Source organism: Paracoccus denitrificans, from assembly GCF_900100045.1.
In the GTDB taxonomy this organism is placed as follows: domain Bacteria; phylum Pseudomonadota; class Alphaproteobacteria; order Rhodobacterales; family Rhodobacteraceae; genus Paracoccus; species Paracoccus denitrificans.
This window is the reverse complement of the sequence record NZ_FNEA01000055.1, coordinates 1-14,679: the sequence shown is the minus strand read 5'-3', so window position 1 is coordinate 14,679 and position 14,679 is coordinate 1. Positions and strand designations below refer to the sequence as shown.

Here is a 14,679-nt window from a genome sequence, read left to right as displayed (position 1 = left end):
CCCTGGCCTTGATCCGCGCCGCCGCACCGGGTCTCGAGGTCGACGGCGAGATGCAGTTCGACGCCGCGCTCGACGAGGCGATCCGGGCCAGGAAGGCCCCGGAAAGCCCGCTGACCGGACGGCCCAACGTCTTCGTCTTCCCCGACCTCGCCGCCGGCAATATCGGCTACAAGATCGCCGAGCGCCTCGCAGGCCTCACCGCCATCGGACCCATCCTGCAAGGCCTCGCAAAACCCGCAAACGACCTCTCGCGCGCCTGCTCGGTCAAGGACATCGTAAACGCAACAGCAATAACCGCTATGCAGACGAACTAGACACAAAAGCTCCAGAATGGGCCGAAAGATCCGCACTGGAAGCGGGGCTGCCGAAACAACCGGCCCTCACGCCGGCGTTATGGAACATATGCGCCTCTGGGCTGTTGGGGGAGCCTCAACCGGACAAGCAGAGGAGGACATGGAATGGACCATGCCACGCATACCCGCCTGAACGAGAACGAGTTGACCGAGGCCGCGCTGACCGGCGCCACCATCTATGGTCCGGGCGACGAAAGGATCGGCCATGTCTCGCATGTCCACGGCGTCGGAGGCGAGGCCGTAGTGGTCATCGATGTCGGCGGATTCCTGGGGATCGGCTCGAAGCCCGTCGCCCTTGCCGCCCGCGATCTGGATTTCATGCGCGACGGCAGCAACAGCGTCCATGCCGTCTCGCGCTGGACCAAGGACGAGTTGAAGCAGATGCCGGAACATCGGGACTGACCCCCGCACGATCGGCCCCTCCAGGGGCCGGCCGTGCCGAGAAGGAGGATTTTTCCATGGGCGAGAAATTTGATCCGAAAGCGGAAAACGAGAAGTTCCACCTGCGCGAGCGGGCTCAGGCGCTGAAGATGGGCAATGCCGATCCGGTGCTTAACCCCAAGCAGATGCAAAGGTCGAACGAGCCCAATGCCGGCGGCGAGAACCGCGAGGCGGGGGATCGCAAGGCCCGGCAGAACGACCGCGCGACCAATGGCGGGGAATGAGGCTGCTGCAGCCTCGCTTTCGCCAATTTTCGGAGGGTAACGACATGCCAGCCAAGTCCAAGGCGCAGCAGAAGGCGGCGGGCGCAGCCCTGGCCGCCAAGCGCGGCGAGACCCGCAAGGGCGATCTGCGCGAGCCATCGAAGCAGATGTATGAATCGATGAGCGAGAAGGAACTGGAGGAGCTTGCCGGCACCAGGCACAAGGGCAAGCCCGAGCACAAGGATTGAAGGTTCCTGTGGGCACAGGCTGCTGCGGCCTGTGCCCCTTTCCTTTCTACAGCGCCCACTCCAGCCGGCACCGCCCCGGCGCTGCGCCAGAAGTGCCGGATGGGTGCAGGGCATGATCTCCTGGCGGGGCCTGCGATCCTTGCGTGGGTCAGGCGGGGATGCGGGGCGGCACGACGCTCATTGCGACGGCGCAGGGGGTTCGGCCACGGGCGCGGTTCCGGTGGCGGGTGCGGGCGGCTCAGTGATTTCGTCCACCGGGCCCGGGACTGCGCCCGGTATCTCGGGATCGCTGGTTTCGTCGTCGAACCACCAGACGAACCCCGCCAGCGCGATCAGCACCACCGCGATGATCCCGATGATCGGGACGAGGTGATGGCGTTTCTGCTTTTCCAGATCGGTGCGTGGTGCGGACATTGGAAGCTCCTTTGGCTATGTCGAGCGGCCCCTCGTCTGCGGCCATGAAAGGAACTTGCCGACCGGCCGGGTTGTTCCCGGCCCTGTCCCGCAGGCACCCTATCCCGCAGGCCAGGCATCCAGCAGCTCGGCCAGCGGCGCGGTCTCGATCTGCTGCGAGAACCGGGTGCGATAGAGCGTCATCGCCGCGTCGTGGCCCATGTCGGTCGAGGAGCAGATCGCATCGCTGACCAGCACCACCCGATAACCCAGGTCAACCGCACCCATCACCGTGGCCAGCACGCAGACATCGGTTTCGCCGCCGGTGACGACCAGCGTCGAGATGCCCGCCCCGCGCAGGAAATGGTTCAGCCTGCCGTCATGCCAGGGCGAATAGACCGGCTTGTCGACCACCCGGGCGGGCGGGACGTGCCGCGCCAGTTCCGGCAGCAGTTCCAGCCATTGGCTGTCCAGCCGCTCGCGCAGCATTTCGGGCCATTCCGCATAATAGCGTGCCCAGGCGCCGGGTGCCGCCTTCAGCCGGGCGGGCGGGATGAAGCGGGTAAAGAGCGTGCGTTCGGGCCGTGCCGCGACCAGCGCCGCGACCCCGGGCAGGATCCTTTCGATCCATGGCACGGCCCAGGGCGAGCCGGCCGCGAACAGTTTTTGCATGTCGATGCAAAGATGCAGCGTCTCGGGCGGCAGGGGGCCGAAGCGGAGGGTTTCCTGCATGGCAAGCGGGCCTGGCGTGATCGGGGTCCTTCATCACGAACCGGACAGCGGCGGAATCGTTCCGCCGCAATGGCCGAGTGGGGGCGGGACGTTCTGGCCGTCCGCTGCCAGGCTGGCGATCGGATGGGAAACCGCCGGGCCGATTCCCGCGTTGCGCTGTTTTGCATTGCCGGGAACCGTGCGGCAAGGGCTTGAAAACGCGGCGTGAAGCGAGGGAGGGATGATGGCGGGGTCGGTGCATTTCCTGGATGGCGGCGGCGAAATGGGCAGGGCCATTCGCGAACGTGACTGGTCCGCCAATCCGCTGGGTCCGCCCGACGGCTGGCCCTCGGCGCTCAAGATCGCGCTGGGAATGGCACTGAACTCGAAATTCCCCAAATGCATCGTCTGGGGGCCGGAACTGGTCACGCTGCACAACGACGCCTTCCGCCCGATCCTGGGCGACAAGGGCGACGTGCTCGGCCGGTCCTTCGCCGATGTCTGGAGCGAGGCCTGGGCCGAGATCGGCCCCATCGCCGAGCGCGCCTATGCCGGCGAGGCGACCTTCATCGAGGATTTCCGGTTGGTCATCGACCGCTACGGCTATCCCGAGGAATGCCATTTCACCTTTTGCTACAGCCCGATCCGCGACGAGAACGGCGTGGTGCGCGGCATGATCGACACGGTGATCGAGACCACCGGCAAGGTCGAGGCCAGCCGGCAACTGCGCCTTGTGAACGGCGAACTCGGCCACCGGATCAAGAACACGCTGACCGTGGTTTCGGCCATCGTCAACCAGACCCTGCACAGCCATTCCGGCAAGGATGCGCGCGAAGTCTTGCGCCAGCGCATCGGCGCGCTGGCGCAGGCGCAATCGCTGCTGACCGATTCCGGTGCGCTGGATGCCGAGACGAGGCAGGTGGTGGCGCAGGCGCTGGCGCCGTTTCGCACTGGGCAGCGGCGCTTTCGCATCGCCGGCCCGCCGGTCAAGCTGTCCGCGAGACAGGCGCTGACCCTGGCGCTTGCCATCAACGAACTGGCGACCAATGCGCTGAAATACGGCGCGCTCTCGGTGCCCACCGGGGTCGTCGATCTGAGCTGGAGCGGCGGGCGACCCGGCAGCGACGACCCGTTCCGGCTGCTCTGGGCGGAATCCGGCGGGCCGCCCGTCGCCGCCTCTGCCGGCAAGGGCTTCGGCTCGCTCATCATCGAGCATGTGCTGGCGCAGGATTTCATGGGCGAAAGCGCGATCTCGCACGATCCCGCCGGGCTGCGCTGCGAATTGCGCACGCGGATGCGCCATCTGGGCGCAGGCCACGGCGCGCCGGGCTGAGGCCCCGCCCGCCGCTGGCCAACCTTGGCCTATTCGATCACCGCGCAGGCCAGCCGGTCCCCGGCAGCGCCGGTGGGCTGGGTCTGGTAGTCGTCGGGGCCGGCATGGATCATCAGTGCCCGGCCCTTGATCCCATTGTCGCCGTCGGCCAGCGTCACCATCGGGTTGAAGACCTGCGCGCGGGCCGTGCCCTCGGCATCGACCCAGATATTGGGCATGTCGCCGGCATGGGGGCCGCCCTCGGACAGCACGCCATGCGGCGCGCCCGAGGGGTTGAAATGCCCGCCGGCGGATTCGTGTCCGGTGCCGTGATCGCAGCTTCCCGTCTCGTGGATGTGGAACGCCACCCAGTTGCTTGCCGGCAGCCCGGTCGCCTCGACCTCGATCAGCACGCCGCTGGGCGTGGCCGTCAGTGCCGCCGATCCGGCCTCTTGTCCCTCTTGGTCGAGAAAGGTCGCCTTCGCATCCTGCGCATGGGCCGATATCGGCAGCAGGGCAAAGCCAAGGGCCACGAGATGATTGCGCATCGCTTTTCCTCCGGTTCACGAGTGTCGGGGGACGGAACCCGTGCCGCGGCGCTTTGTTCCGGGGTGGCGCGGAAATCCGCCACCCTTGCGGCCCGGCTCACAGGTCGCGGCGAAACTCGTCGATCAGCCAGCCGACGATGCTGCGAAAGGCCTCTTGCGGCGTGGCGCCGGCGGTAATGGCCGAGGCGAAAAGCGCGCGCTGCCGCTCGGCCGCGCTGCCGCGGGCGATCATGTCGCGCAGCCCGGCCACCGCGGGCTGGCTGTCCAGCGCATCGGCATCCTCGGCGATGGCGGCCAGCCAGCTCTCGGCGATCTCGTCGAAGGGCAGGATGCGGCGGCTGCCGAAGTCGATCAGCCCCTCGGTCGACCCATAGCGCGTCGCGCGCCAGCGGTTCTCGCCCAGCAGGAAGTTGTCGTATTGCCGCCAGCGCAGGTTCTGCCGCGACAGCCGCCACAGCATGCGCAGCGTCGCCTGCACCAGCGCGACCAGGGTAATCGCGTCGTCAAGCCGGGGGCAGGCGTCGCAGACCCGGGTTTCCAGCGTGGGAAAGCGGGCCGAGGGGCGCAGGTCCCACCAGATCTTGCTGGCGTCCTGGATGATGCCCGTCTCGGTCAGCATCTCGACGGAACGGTCGAATTCGGCCCAGCTGCCCAGGCGCGGCGGCAGGCCGGTGCGGGGATAGCCGGCAAAGACCGTGGTGCGGTAGGAGGCGAGCAGCGTATCCTCGCCCAGCCAGAACGGGCTTGAGGCCGAAAGCGCCAGCAGATGCGGCAGGAACCACGAGAACTGGTTCATCAGGTCGATCCGCATGTCCTTGTCGGAGATGCCGACATGGACATGCATGCCGCAGATCAGCATGCGCCGCGCGACGCCGCCCATCTCTTGCGAGATCTGGTTGTAGCGGTCCTTGTCGGTGCGGCCCTGCGCGCGCCAGTCCGCGACCGGATGGCAGGCGACCGAGATCGGCGCCAGACCGAATTCGGCGGCATGGCGCGCGATGCTGCCGCGCAGCCGCGCCAGATGGTCGCGCGCTTGCGCCACATCGGCGGCGACCGGGGTGCCGATCTCGATCTGGCAACGCAGGAATTCGGGGCCGACCTGGTCGGCCAGCTCGGCCTTGCAGGCTTCCATCAGCGCATCGGGCGCTTCGCGCAGGTCGCCGGTCTCGGCATCGACCAGCAGGTATTCCTCTTCGACGCCCAGCGAGAATTCGGGCTCTTCGGTCATGTCGCGCCCCTTTCGGTCGGATCGGTCTCAGGCCGAACCCGGGGCAGGGCGGGTGGTTCCCGGCGCCGTATCTTGCCGGTCATTGCGGCACCCTCGCGGTTCGCGGCTTTCGGACGGCAATCGGCCACCATGTCCGGCTCACTTCCCGCGCTTGGGCGGCGCCGCCGAAATGGGCATGACGGCGATTTTCTGCCGACCGCTTTTCGCTCCTGCGTTGGTTCATAAGTGCGCAGAGGGGCACCGCTCATGATTTGGAGGAATTGAGCATGCCATATGAAACCGTCCTTGCATCCACGCTGGTGTTCGGCGTCGTCGTCGGGGCCAGCATGGCCGCCGCTTCGGTCCTGACCATGCAATCCATGGGGCTATGGATCGAGCTGCCGCCATACCGGCGCTAGGCGCTGACGGCTCAGAACGACGTGCCGAGCCCGATATGGAGCCGCCGCCCATCCACGGCGTTTTCGTCCGGCACCACATCCGCGGCATTGTAGATGCCGAGCGTGCCGGTCACGCCGTCGCGCAGGCGATAGTCCAGGCCAAGATCGACGATCAGATGGCTTTGCAGGCCGGCGCTCCGTCCAAGCGCCTCGGATCGGCTGCGGTAACGCGCGCGCGCCCAAAGGTTCAGCGCCTCGGCCGGTTGCCAGTCCAGGCTCAGGTTCAGCATGTGCCGGGGCAGGTTGTGAAACGGCCGCCCGGCGTTCGGGCCGCTGGTGATCCTTGAATCCGACCATGTGTAATTCGCCGAAAGCGTCATGTCATCCAACGGGATGTCGAGCGTAAGTTCCGCACCGCGCAGCCGGGCCTCGCCTTCGTTGCGGTATTGCGTGACCGCCACATGATGCGCGCCGTTCAGCACGCAGGAGGGGGCCTGACCCGCCGGCGTGCGGCACAGGTCGGCACGGCCGATACGGTCCCGGAAGCGCGTGTAAAACGCGGTCGCCCCGATCTGGATGCCGCCCGGCGCCTCCCAGATCAGGCCGAGTTCGTAATTCCTGCTCCGCTCGGGCCTCAGGGCGCTGTTGCCCCGGTCGCGGGATCGGCCGTCGCCGCCCGAGGGCTCCCAGACATCGTCGTCGGCCTGTTTCAACGCCGGCACCCGATAGCCGCTGCCAAGCCCGCCCTTGACGGTCAGGCCGGGCAGGGGGCGCCATACCGCATAGGCCCTGGGCGTCAGCTGCGCGCCGTATTTCTCGTTGCGGTCATGGCGCAGGCCAAGGGTCAGGGTCAGGTCGGAGGACAGCGCGAACCTGCCCTCGCCATAAAGCGCGCGGTGCCAGCGGTCGAGATCGGTGACGGCGGAATCGGGCAGGCGGTCGGGGTCGTGCCGCGTGCGTTCGCGCCGTTGCTCAAGCCCGAAGGTCAGGTGATGCCGTCCCCAGGGCAGGGACGAGCGGGTGCTGAAGGTCAGCGCCTCATGGCCGCTCTGGTTGCCGGCATCGAAATCCGTGGTTTCGCGGAACAGGAAGGATACGGTCTCGGCCCGTTCACCCCAGTGCAGGCGATGGGTCAGGCTGCTGCCCCGGTCGCGTATCCGGGTATCGAAGGCGGCGGGGTCGGGCGCATTGCCGCGCAGGCGCAAGCGGCTGCCCCATAGATCCAGCTCCACGGACTGGTTCGTGGCCGGATTCCAGCCGAGCCTGCCGCCAAGGTTGACCCGCTCGCTGGTGCCGTCCTCGTAGGGCGGGGGCAGGCCCGCCCCCTCGCGGCGATTGTGCGAACCGTAAAGCATCAGCCCCAGCCGGTCGCGCAGCAGCGGCCCGCCCAGCATGAAGCGGGCCTCGCGCTCAGCCCCGGAACCGGGGCCGGGATCATGCGTCAGGCCAAGATCCAGGCTGCCCGTCCAGGCATCGGGAACCGGCCGCGTGATGACATTGATCACGCCGCCCGAGGCGGCCGATCCGTAAAGCGCGGACATCGGGCCGCGGATCACCTCGATCCGCTCGATGGCCGGGATCGGCGGCAGGAAGCCTGCCTTGGCGCCCAGGCCGCGGCCGTTATAGGCCGCCTCCTCGGAGGCGCTGAGCGGCTTGCCGTCGATCATGAACAGCACATGGGATTGTCCCATGCCGCGCAGGGTGATCGGCGTGCCGCCGTCGCGGCCGGGGGCGCCCACATGCAGGCCGGGCACCCCGCGCAGCGCCTCGGCCAGCGTCGGGGTCGGGCGGCCTGCCAGTTCCTGCGCCTCGATGACGGTCATCGTCGCCGGGGCATCGGCCAGTTGCTGGGCATGACCGGCCGCGGTGATCACCACCGTCTGAAGCGTGACCGTCGGGTCGGGCGAGGGCGTGGCCGGATCGGGCGGCTCCGGCAGTTCGACGACAAGGCTGCCCTGGGGGGTAAAGCGATAGCGGCCCCGCCCTTCCTGCAGCACCGTGCGCAAGGCTGCGTCCAGCGTCATGCGCCCCGAAAGCGGTGGACCGGCGAGGTCTGGGGCGTTCCCCTTGATCAGCACGGAAAGACCGGCGACCTGCCCGATGCGGTTGATCGTCCGCGCCAGCGGCTGCGCCGGAATGTCGAATTCGTATTCCGCCGCCGCAACGGGCATCTGGATCGCGGCGCAGCCCAGCCACAACAGTGCGACCAGCCGAAACGCCGAAACCCGGCATCTGGATACGAAGGACGACATCATTCCTTTCCGGCGAGAGCCAAGGGGCAGCCGACACAGGCTCGACGCATGAGCCGGCAGCACGCTGAACCTCGCGTTTGGTTTTTCGGATGCTGGCGAAAGGGCTGGCGGGGGTGGACAAGAGCGTTGCGATCCTGCCGGGGTGCGCGCGCAGTCACATGAGCAGGCTGGCCCCGGGCAGGGTCAGGATGCGAAAGCCCATGGCTTCGGAAAGCGCCTTGAGTTCGGTTTCCGGGTCGCTCAGGTTGATGCTGCCGGTGATCGGTCGGCTGGCCAGTGCCTCGCTGGCGAAAAGGATCGCACCGGCACCGTGGCGTTGCAGGACCCCGGTGACCTCGCGCAGGCTGGCATCATAGAAGGTATAGCGCCCCTCAAGCCAGGAAAGCGCGCCCGGGACATCGACCGTGGCGACGACCGGCGAGGCGGCCGAGGCGGGAATGCGGGCCTGTTGCCCCGGCTGCAGAAAGGTCAGGCTTTGCCGGTGCTGGCCCAGAATTTCGACGCTGCCCTCCTCCAGCGTGACCAGCATGCAGCCGCCGCAATCGCGCACCTCGAAACGAGTGCCATGAACGCGGACCTCGTGCCCGGCCAGGCGAACCGAGAAGGGGCGCCCGTCATTTTCGACATCGAAATAGGCCGCACCCGAGCGCAGGGTCACCCGGCGGGTCGCGCCGTCCTCGGCATAGTCCAGGGCCGAGCCGCCATCGAGCACGGTTTTCGTGCCGTCCGGCAACGCCAGGCTTTGGGCCGGGCCGGGCAGCGCGACATGATCGGCCATCATGCGCAGCCGCAGATCGGGGCGCACCATGTCCAGCCAGAGCCCCGCGAGCGCAAAGGCGCCAAGCGCCAGCCCCGCCGCGACGGGGCGCAACCAGCCCCCGCCCGCCCGGTGCCGTCCATGCCGGTGCGCCGGAGCGGATGGCGCCGTGGCCATGACCTCGCCGCCGACCTCGCCCGCGATCGTCCAGGCCAGACGCGCGTCCGAGAACGCACGCACCCGGTCCTCGCCGCCGTCCAGCCAGCGGCGAAAGGCCGGATCGTGCTGCAGCGCGGGATCGGCCGCGATCCGCACCAGCCAATCCGCGGCCTCTGCCCGGAGTCGTTTCTGCGGATCGGGACGTGGCAGCAAAGGGGTGGCCCTCATTCGTTGCGAAGGTCTTCCAGGGCCCGGGCGCAGCATGCCACGGCCTTCGCCATGTGTTTTGCCACGTTCCGTTCGGACATGCCACAAATCGCGGCGATCTCATGAAAGCTCAGCCCTTGCGCGCGGTTCATCAGGAAAAGCCGGCGCGTGGTTTCGGGCAGGGCCTCGATGGCCTTGCGGACCGCATCGCCCGACTGGCGCGCCGACAGGGCGTCGAAGGCCGGATCCCGCGGCGGGGAAGGGGGCTCGATAGCGGCCGCATGCGCATTGCGCACCTTTTCGCGGCGCAGATGGTCGATGGCGACATTGCGGGCCGAGCGGGTCACGAAGGCGGCGGGGTTGCCGCGCAACTCGCCCGCGCGCTCCCAGAAGCGCAGAAAGACGTCGTGCACCAAGTCGCGGGCGATGCTGCGATTGCCGATACGCCGCGCGATCTGGCGTTCCAGCCGCGCGCCTTCGTCGAGGTAGAGGCGGCCAACCTTGTCACTGTCGCCGGAAGACATCGCAGCAGCCAAAATCCGCATCGGGGCAGGGATAGCGTTCTGGCGAAATGCGCGCCGCGCATCGGCTGACGGTGAAAGAGACTATTTGTCGCAGCGCATGCTGTCCATCTGTCGCCCGGTGCGGAACGGGCGCTGTTGCAGATTCGATACAGAATGTGCCGGCGAGCAGAAAGGCGACAGAAAAGCTCGGCTACCCGGTTCAGTCCCCCCGGCCCTTGCGCGTGAAGCCCTCGTAACAAGGCCGAGCGCCGGAAAAACAGAGGGACAGACCGATGAGACGATTGAGGAATACGACCGCGGATATGCTGGCTTGCCTGCCGCTGTGGCTGGCGGTGACGGGCGCGGCCCTGCCGGTGCTGGCCGTGCCGGCGCTGGTGCAGGCGCAGGACACGCAGGACGCGGCGGAGGGGGCGGTCGTCCAGCTCGACACCATCGTCGTCACCGCCAGCGGCCATGCCCAGACCTTGCCCGACGCGCCGGCGACGGTCACGGTCATCGACGGCGAGGAGATCACCTCGAAACCCTATGCCACCGTGGCCGATGTGCTTCGCAACGTGCCGGGCGTGATCGTCAGTGCGCCTTCGGGCCGTTCCGGGGCCGAGACCATCTCGATCCGGGGCCTGGGCGAGAGCTATGTACTGACCCTGGTCGACGGCAAGCCCATCGGCAACTCGCAGGAGGCGACCTATAACGGCTTCGGCTCGGGGTTGGCGATGTCCTATCTGCCGCCGCCCTCGGCCATCGAGCGGATCGAGGTGATCCGCGGGCCGATGTCCTCGCTCTACGGCTCGGCGGCTTCGGGCGGGGTGATCAACATCATCACCAAGCCGGTGTCGGATGTCTGGTCGGGCTCGCTGACGCTGGGGACCAGCCATTACAAGCACGGCGGCGCCGGCGATGCCAACGAGGGGCGGTTCTATCTCAGCGGCCCGCTGCTCCAGGACCGGCTGGGGCTGGCGCTGTTCGGCTCGCGCCATGACCGCAGCAAGGACGAGATGGCGGTTTCGGGCCGTGGCGGCAGCGTGAGCTATCAATCCCAGGACATCGAGCGCAAGTCGCTGGGCGCCCGCCTGACCTGGAGGATCGATGAGCGGCAGGACCTGGATTTCGAGACGGTCTACAGCGCGCAGGACACCACCTCGGCCCCGCTGGACGGCGGCACGCCCGGCGGGATCAGCCTCAAGCGCATGAATTATGCCCTGTCGCACGACATCCGCTGGGGCGACGACTACAGGACCGAGACCTTCCTGACCTTCGAGGATGTCGATTTCGAGAACGGCTCGAACGTCTCGGGCTATGAGATGCTGAACCTGAACACCAGGACCAGCATGAGCCTGGGCCGGCACGACCTGACCTTTGGTGCCGATTGGCGCGACGAGACCACCCGGCACGATCCGAGCCGCGTGAACGTGGATCCGAAGATGACCCGCTGGCAATGGGCGCTGTTCGCCGAGGACAATTTCCACTTGCGCGACGACCTGACCCTGACGCTGGGGATGCGCTACGACCACAACGAACGCTATGGCTCGCAGATCACGCCGCGGCTCTATGCGGTCTGGCATGCCAACCCCTCGCTGACGCTCAAGGGCGGGGTCAGCGGCGGCTACAAGACGCCGACGCTGAAACAGGCCGACAGCAACATCTTCGAGCCATCGGGCGGCGACGGCCGGGCGCGCGACCAGGGCAATACCGACCTGAAGCCCGAGGAAAGCACCAATTACGAGCTCGGTGCGATATGGGAGACGGCGGGCGGCGTGCAACTGGGCCTGACCGCCTATCACACCCGGTTCAAGAACAAGATCACCACCGAGCAGATCTGCGCCCATGACACGCCGGTTCCGGGCTTGCCGACGGATTGCGGCATGAACACGCCGACCGATCCGATCAAGTGGATCAACCAATACGTCAACCGCGATGCCGCCGAACTGAACGGGGTCGAGGCCACGGTGGACTTCACCCTGCGCAACGTCGACGTTTCGTTCAACTATACCTATGCCGACAGCAAGATCACCAAAGGCGCGGATGTCGGCGCCGCCTTCAACAACAGCCCGCTGCATGTCGCGAACCTTGGCCTCGACTGGCAGGCCACCGATGCGCTGTCGCTGTGGAGCAACATCCAGTATCGCAGCGCGACCACCGATTCCGGCAGCGGCTATATCCGCGAGCATGCGATCGTCGATCTGGGCGCCGACTACCGCTTCAACGACAATGTGATGGGTAGCCTTGCCATCTACAATGTCGATGACAAGACCTTCGACAATACCGGCTACAACGATGGCCGCCGGTTCTACATGGGCCTGACCAGCACCTTCTGAACGACCAGAACCCCTCCGGCCGCCGCCGTGGCGGCCGGATCACGCAACCGAACTTGCAGGAGCCAGCATGGCTTTTTCCCTTCGTTACGCCGGCCGGGCCATGACCCTGGCCGCCTTCCTCGCCTCGGGCTCGGGCCTTGCCGCGCAAACCGCCTTCGACACGCCTGCCGATTTCACCGGCCGCGTCATGTTCTCGGGCCCCGAGCGGGGCGCGATCCATGCCGGCGGCAAGGTCGAGGTCACCGGCTCGGGCTTTGCACCCGGGCAACAGGTCAGCCTGCAACGCGGCGGGACGCCATTGTCGCCCCAGGACTTGCAGGCCGATGCCAAGGGTGGCTTCAGCTTTGCCTTCGATCTGCCCCAGGATGCGGCGGCGGGCCTGCATCCGGTCGTGGTCCAGGCAGAGGGCCCGGATTCGGCCGGTGTGGCCGAGCTGAAAGTCTCGCCCCAGGTGCCGCTTTCGGGGGCAGAGGGTTTTGCGGTCAATTCCGTCAAGGTCGCGCCCGGCGTCTATCAGGTCGCGCATAGTGCGCAGAACGGCACGATCTTCGTTGCTTCGGCCATGGGTCGCCCGCCCGAGGGCTCATCCAGCATCATGAAGCTGGACGCCGCGACGCTGGAGGTTCTGGCCGAGGTCGCGCCGGGCGATTTCGGTGCCTTCGGCATCGCGGTCGATGATGCGAACGGCACTGTCTGGGTCACCAATACCCGCCAGAACGCCGTCGCGGTCTATGCCCAGGATGACCTGTCGCTGGTCAGGCAGTTCGAGGCAGGCTCGGTCGAAAAGCCGCGCGACGTGGTGATCGATGCCGCCCGCGGCCGCGCCTATGTCAGCACCCATCGCAGCCGGATCGAGGCTTTCGATACCCGGACCCTGGAAAAGCTGGACGGGTTCGCGGTGGAATCCGAACGGCGCGGCGAGCAGTTTGCCACCATGAGCCTTGCACTGGATGAAAAGGCCGGCCGGCTTTACACCGTCTCGCTGCGCACGCCGGAACTGGCGCGCCTCGATCTGGCTTCGGGCGAGGTGAAGATCCTTGCACTGCCCGGCGCGAAGACGCCTTCGGGCGTGGATTTCGATCCGGCGACCGGGCGGGTCTTCGTGGCCTCGCAGGGCAGCGACAACGTGATCGCCATCGACGGTGAAAGCGGCGCGGTGCTGTTCGACACGCCGGTCGGTGCCGGCACGCTGAATGTGGCCTTCAACGCCGCAAGCGGGCAGCTGTTCGTGGTCAACCGCACTTCCGACACGGTTACCGTGCTCGATGCCGCCACCGGCGCGATCGAGGCCAATCTGGCTGGCGGCTCCTTCCCGAATCATCTGGTCGTCGCGCCGGACGGCACGGTGTTCTGGGTGAACAAGGCGCGCGGCAAGGACGATTCCGACGGCGACCGCCTGTCCCGCATCGTGCCCGAGGCGTAATTGCAAAAGCGCGCGCCCTTGGTGGTGCGCGCGGCTTTGGTCTCTGCTCCGACGTTGGGGCAGGGGCCATTTCCGTTCTGCCACGCCGCATACGGATACTGTCCCATACCCCGCACCATGCCGCCCGTCCGTCGCCGCCGCTGCCTGCCTGGCCGACAAGGCTATTGCCTTCCTGTAAGGGCTCCGACTTGCCTCGTGCAATCTGGCTGCGGGCTTCAGCGGCTGTCCGAAGGGCGATCTCCTCGTGCGTTGGCCTTTCGCCGATTGACCTTAACTTTCCCGCACCATGCGACGCGACTGGTGCAGATACGGCACTGCATCCGGATGCCCGGACCTTCGCATCTGGGCGCTACGCGAACGCGCATGCGGACATCTGGTATGTCGGTGAGTTCCCTTCCCATCATCGCCTCCGCATCTTGATGCGCAAAGGGCTGTTTCCAGGTAAGCAAGAAGCCGAGGCCGTTCAGGGCGTGTAGTTCCAGGGCATGAGGGCGTCGGTTTTGGCGCTCGGCCATTGGTTGGCGATGCGCTTGAGGGCCTGGGTGAGCCAAGCCGTAGGATCGACGTTGTTCATCTTGCAGGTCTGCAGGAGGGTGGCGATGGCTGCCCATGTGCGACCGCCCCCGTCCGATCCGGCGAAGAGGCTGTTCTTCCTGGTGATGGTCCGGGGTCTGATGGCGCGCTCGACGATTTTGGAGTCGAGTTCGATCAGGCCATCCGTCAGGAATCGCTCGAAGATGTCGCGCCGGGCGATGGCATGGCGGATGGCCTCGGCCAGCTTCGATTTGCCCGAGATGCGCGGCAGGGTCTGTTGCCAGAGGGCGAACAGTCCGGCGACGGTGGGGGCGGAGATGGCCTGCCGCGCGGCGGCGCGAACGTCGGGGTCTTGGCCACGAACCTCGGATTCGAGCTTCCAGAGATCGGCCATCCGCTCGACCGTGGTGGTGGCGACCTGACTGTCCCGGCGGTATGGAGTTCGTAGAACCGCCGCCGGCTGTGGGCCCAGCATTCGGCAAGGCTCGGGCCAGCATTGCCCCCGTCCTTGCGGACGAGTTGGTTGTAGGCGGCGTAGCCGTCCACCTGGAGGATGCCGCCATAGCCGCCGAGATGCCGGTGCACGCATTCTCCGGATCGGCTGTCCTCAAACCGATAGGGCACCATGGGCGGTCCGCTGCCGCCGAAGGTGCTGTCGTCGCGGGCATAGGCCCAGAGCCAGGCCTTGTTCACG

Annotated in this window: 15 protein-coding genes and 1 pseudogene; 8 read left to right on the top strand and 8 right to left on the bottom strand. The window is 67.2% G+C overall.

Features of this window, described 5'->3' with window-relative positions:
• The 4 genes from BLT64_RS24855 to BLT64_RS24840 form a co-directional block, all read left to right on the top strand.
• On the top strand, positions 1-314 hold a 314-nt coding region (locus BLT64_RS24855; protein ID WP_254777252.1), incomplete at its 5' end, for a phosphate acyltransferase.
• Between the two features lie 144 nt (positions 315-458).
• Positions 459-755, top strand: coding sequence for a photosystem reaction center subunit H (locus tag BLT64_RS24850; RefSeq protein WP_041529872.1), 297 nt, complete (start codon positions 459-461; stop codon positions 753-755).
• A 56-nt stretch (positions 756-811) separates the two neighbouring features.
• Positions 812-1,018: a hypothetical protein gene (locus tag BLT64_RS24845; protein WP_041529871.1), complete on the top strand. Its 207-nt coding sequence runs from the start codon at positions 812-814 to the stop codon at positions 1,016-1,018.
• Between the two features lie 44 nt (positions 1,019-1,062).
• Positions 1,063-1,245: a DUF3008 family protein gene (locus BLT64_RS24840; RefSeq protein ID WP_011747935.1), complete on the top strand. Its 183-nt coding sequence runs from the start codon at positions 1,063-1,065 to the stop codon at positions 1,243-1,245.
• 177 nt (positions 1,246-1,422) lie between these two features.
• Here the strand turns inward: BLT64_RS24840 and BLT64_RS24835 are convergent, their stop codons facing one another.
• On the bottom strand, positions 1,423-1,659 hold the full coding sequence (locus tag BLT64_RS24835) for a hypothetical protein (protein ID WP_011747934.1): 237 nt from the start codon (positions 1,657-1,659) through the stop codon (positions 1,423-1,425).
• 99 nt (positions 1,660-1,758) lie between these two features.
• The gene (locus BLT64_RS24830) at positions 1,759-2,370 is read right to left on the bottom strand and encodes a cysteine hydrolase family protein (RefSeq protein ID WP_011747933.1); all 612 of its coding nucleotides are present in this window, start codon (positions 2,368-2,370) and stop codon (positions 1,759-1,761) included.
• 220 nt (positions 2,371-2,590) lie between these two features.
• Here BLT64_RS24830 and BLT64_RS24825 point away from each other — a divergent pair, with 220 nt between their 5' ends.
• Positions 2,591-3,682 (top strand): sensor histidine kinase, encoded by a 1,092-nt coding sequence (locus tag BLT64_RS24825; protein WP_128492937.1) that lies wholly within the window; start codon positions 2,591-2,593, stop codon positions 3,680-3,682.
• 29 nt (positions 3,683-3,711) lie between these two features.
• Here BLT64_RS24825 and BLT64_RS24820 read toward each other — a convergent pair whose 3' ends face one another.
• Entirely contained in the window at positions 3,712-4,209 is a 498-nt protein-coding gene (locus BLT64_RS24820; protein WP_011747931.1) for a superoxide dismutase family protein, read from the bottom strand.
• Positions 4,210-4,306: 97 nt separating this feature from the next.
• A complete protein-coding gene (locus BLT64_RS24815) occupies positions 4,307-5,437 on the bottom strand; it encodes a carboxylate-amine ligase (protein WP_011747930.1) in 1,131 nt (376 codons plus the stop codon).
• 266 nt (positions 5,438-5,703) lie between these two features.
• Here BLT64_RS24815 and BLT64_RS27695 point away from each other — a divergent pair, with 266 nt between their 5' ends.
• Entirely contained in the window at positions 5,704-5,835 is a 132-nt protein-coding gene (locus BLT64_RS27695) for a hypothetical protein (RefSeq protein WP_260155519.1), read from the top strand.
• An 11-nt stretch (positions 5,836-5,846) separates the two neighbouring features.
• On the opposite strand, the gene BLT64_RS24810 is transcribed toward BLT64_RS27695, so the two are convergent.
• The 3 genes from BLT64_RS24810 to BLT64_RS24800 form a co-directional block, all read right to left on the bottom strand.
• Positions 5,847-8,066 carry a TonB-dependent receptor domain-containing protein gene (locus BLT64_RS24810; protein ID WP_164901589.1) on the bottom strand — a complete coding sequence of 740 codons (2,220 nt, stop codon included), beginning with the start codon at positions 8,064-8,066 and terminating at the stop codon, positions 5,847-5,849.
• A gap of 154 nt (positions 8,067-8,220) precedes the next feature.
• Entirely contained in the window at positions 8,221-9,138 is a 918-nt protein-coding gene (locus BLT64_RS24805; protein WP_049792314.1) for a FecR family protein, read from the bottom strand.
• A 68-nt stretch (positions 9,139-9,206) separates the two neighbouring features.
• Positions 9,207-9,713 carry an RNA polymerase sigma factor gene (locus BLT64_RS24800; RefSeq protein WP_128492936.1) on the bottom strand — a complete coding sequence of 169 codons (507 nt, stop codon included), beginning with the start codon at positions 9,711-9,713 and terminating at the stop codon, positions 9,207-9,209.
• 272 nt (positions 9,714-9,985) lie between these two features.
• Between BLT64_RS24800 and BLT64_RS24795 the strand changes: the two genes are divergently transcribed.
• A complete protein-coding gene (locus BLT64_RS24795; RefSeq protein ID WP_074810738.1) occupies positions 9,986-12,028 on the top strand; it encodes a TonB-dependent receptor domain-containing protein in 2,043 nt (680 codons plus the stop codon).
• Positions 12,029-12,095: 67 nt separating this feature from the next.
• Positions 12,096-13,451 carry a Vgb family protein gene (locus BLT64_RS24790; protein ID WP_011747924.1) on the top strand — a complete coding sequence of 452 codons (1,356 nt, stop codon included), beginning with the start codon at positions 12,096-12,098 and terminating at the stop codon, positions 13,449-13,451.
• 463 nt (positions 13,452-13,914) lie between these two features.
• On the opposite strand, the pseudogene tnpC reads toward BLT64_RS24790, so the two are convergent.
• Positions 13,915-14,679, bottom strand: a pseudogene (gene tnpC, locus BLT64_RS24785) (IS66 family transposase); the annotation flags it as partial.

Excerpts from the sequence above, each read along its gene's own strand:
- BLT64_RS24850 (WP_041529872.1), top strand. The coding sequence starts at position 459 with ATGGACCATGCCACGCATACCCGCCTGAACGAGAACGAGTTGACCGAG.
- BLT64_RS24845 (WP_041529871.1), top strand. The coding sequence starts at position 812 with ATGGGCGAGAAATTTGATCCGAAAGCGGAAAACGAGAAGTTCCACCTG.
- BLT64_RS24840 (WP_011747935.1), top strand. The coding sequence starts at position 1,063 with ATGCCAGCCAAGTCCAAGGCGCAGCAGAAGGCGGCGGGCGCAGCCCTG.
- BLT64_RS24835 (WP_011747934.1), bottom strand. The coding sequence starts at position 1,659 with ATGTCCGCACCACGCACCGATCTGGAAAAGCAGAAACGCCATCACCTC.
- BLT64_RS24830 (WP_011747933.1), bottom strand. The coding sequence starts at position 2,370 with ATGCAGGAAACCCTCCGCTTCGGCCCCCTGCCGCCCGAGACGCTGCAT.
- BLT64_RS24825 (WP_128492937.1), top strand. The coding sequence starts at position 2,591 with ATGATGGCGGGGTCGGTGCATTTCCTGGATGGCGGCGGCGAAATGGGC.
- BLT64_RS24820 (WP_011747931.1), bottom strand. The coding sequence starts at position 4,209 with ATGCGCAATCATCTCGTGGCCCTTGGCTTTGCCCTGCTGCCGATATCG.
- BLT64_RS24815 (WP_011747930.1), bottom strand. The coding sequence starts at position 5,437 with ATGACCGAAGAGCCCGAATTCTCGCTGGGCGTCGAAGAGGAATACCTG.
- BLT64_RS27695 (WP_260155519.1), top strand. The coding sequence starts at position 5,704 with ATGCCATATGAAACCGTCCTTGCATCCACGCTGGTGTTCGGCGTCGTC.
- BLT64_RS24810 (WP_164901589.1), bottom strand. The coding sequence starts at position 8,066 with ATGTCGTCCTTCGTATCCAGATGCCGGGTTTCGGCGTTTCGGCTGGTC.
- BLT64_RS24800 (WP_128492936.1), bottom strand. The coding sequence starts at position 9,713 with ATGTCTTCCGGCGACAGTGACAAGGTTGGCCGCCTCTACCTCGACGAA.
- BLT64_RS24795 (WP_074810738.1), top strand. The coding sequence starts at position 9,986 with ATGAGACGATTGAGGAATACGACCGCGGATATGCTGGCTTGCCTGCCG.
- BLT64_RS24790 (WP_011747924.1), top strand. The coding sequence starts at position 12,096 with ATGGCTTTTTCCCTTCGTTACGCCGGCCGGGCCATGACCCTGGCCGCC.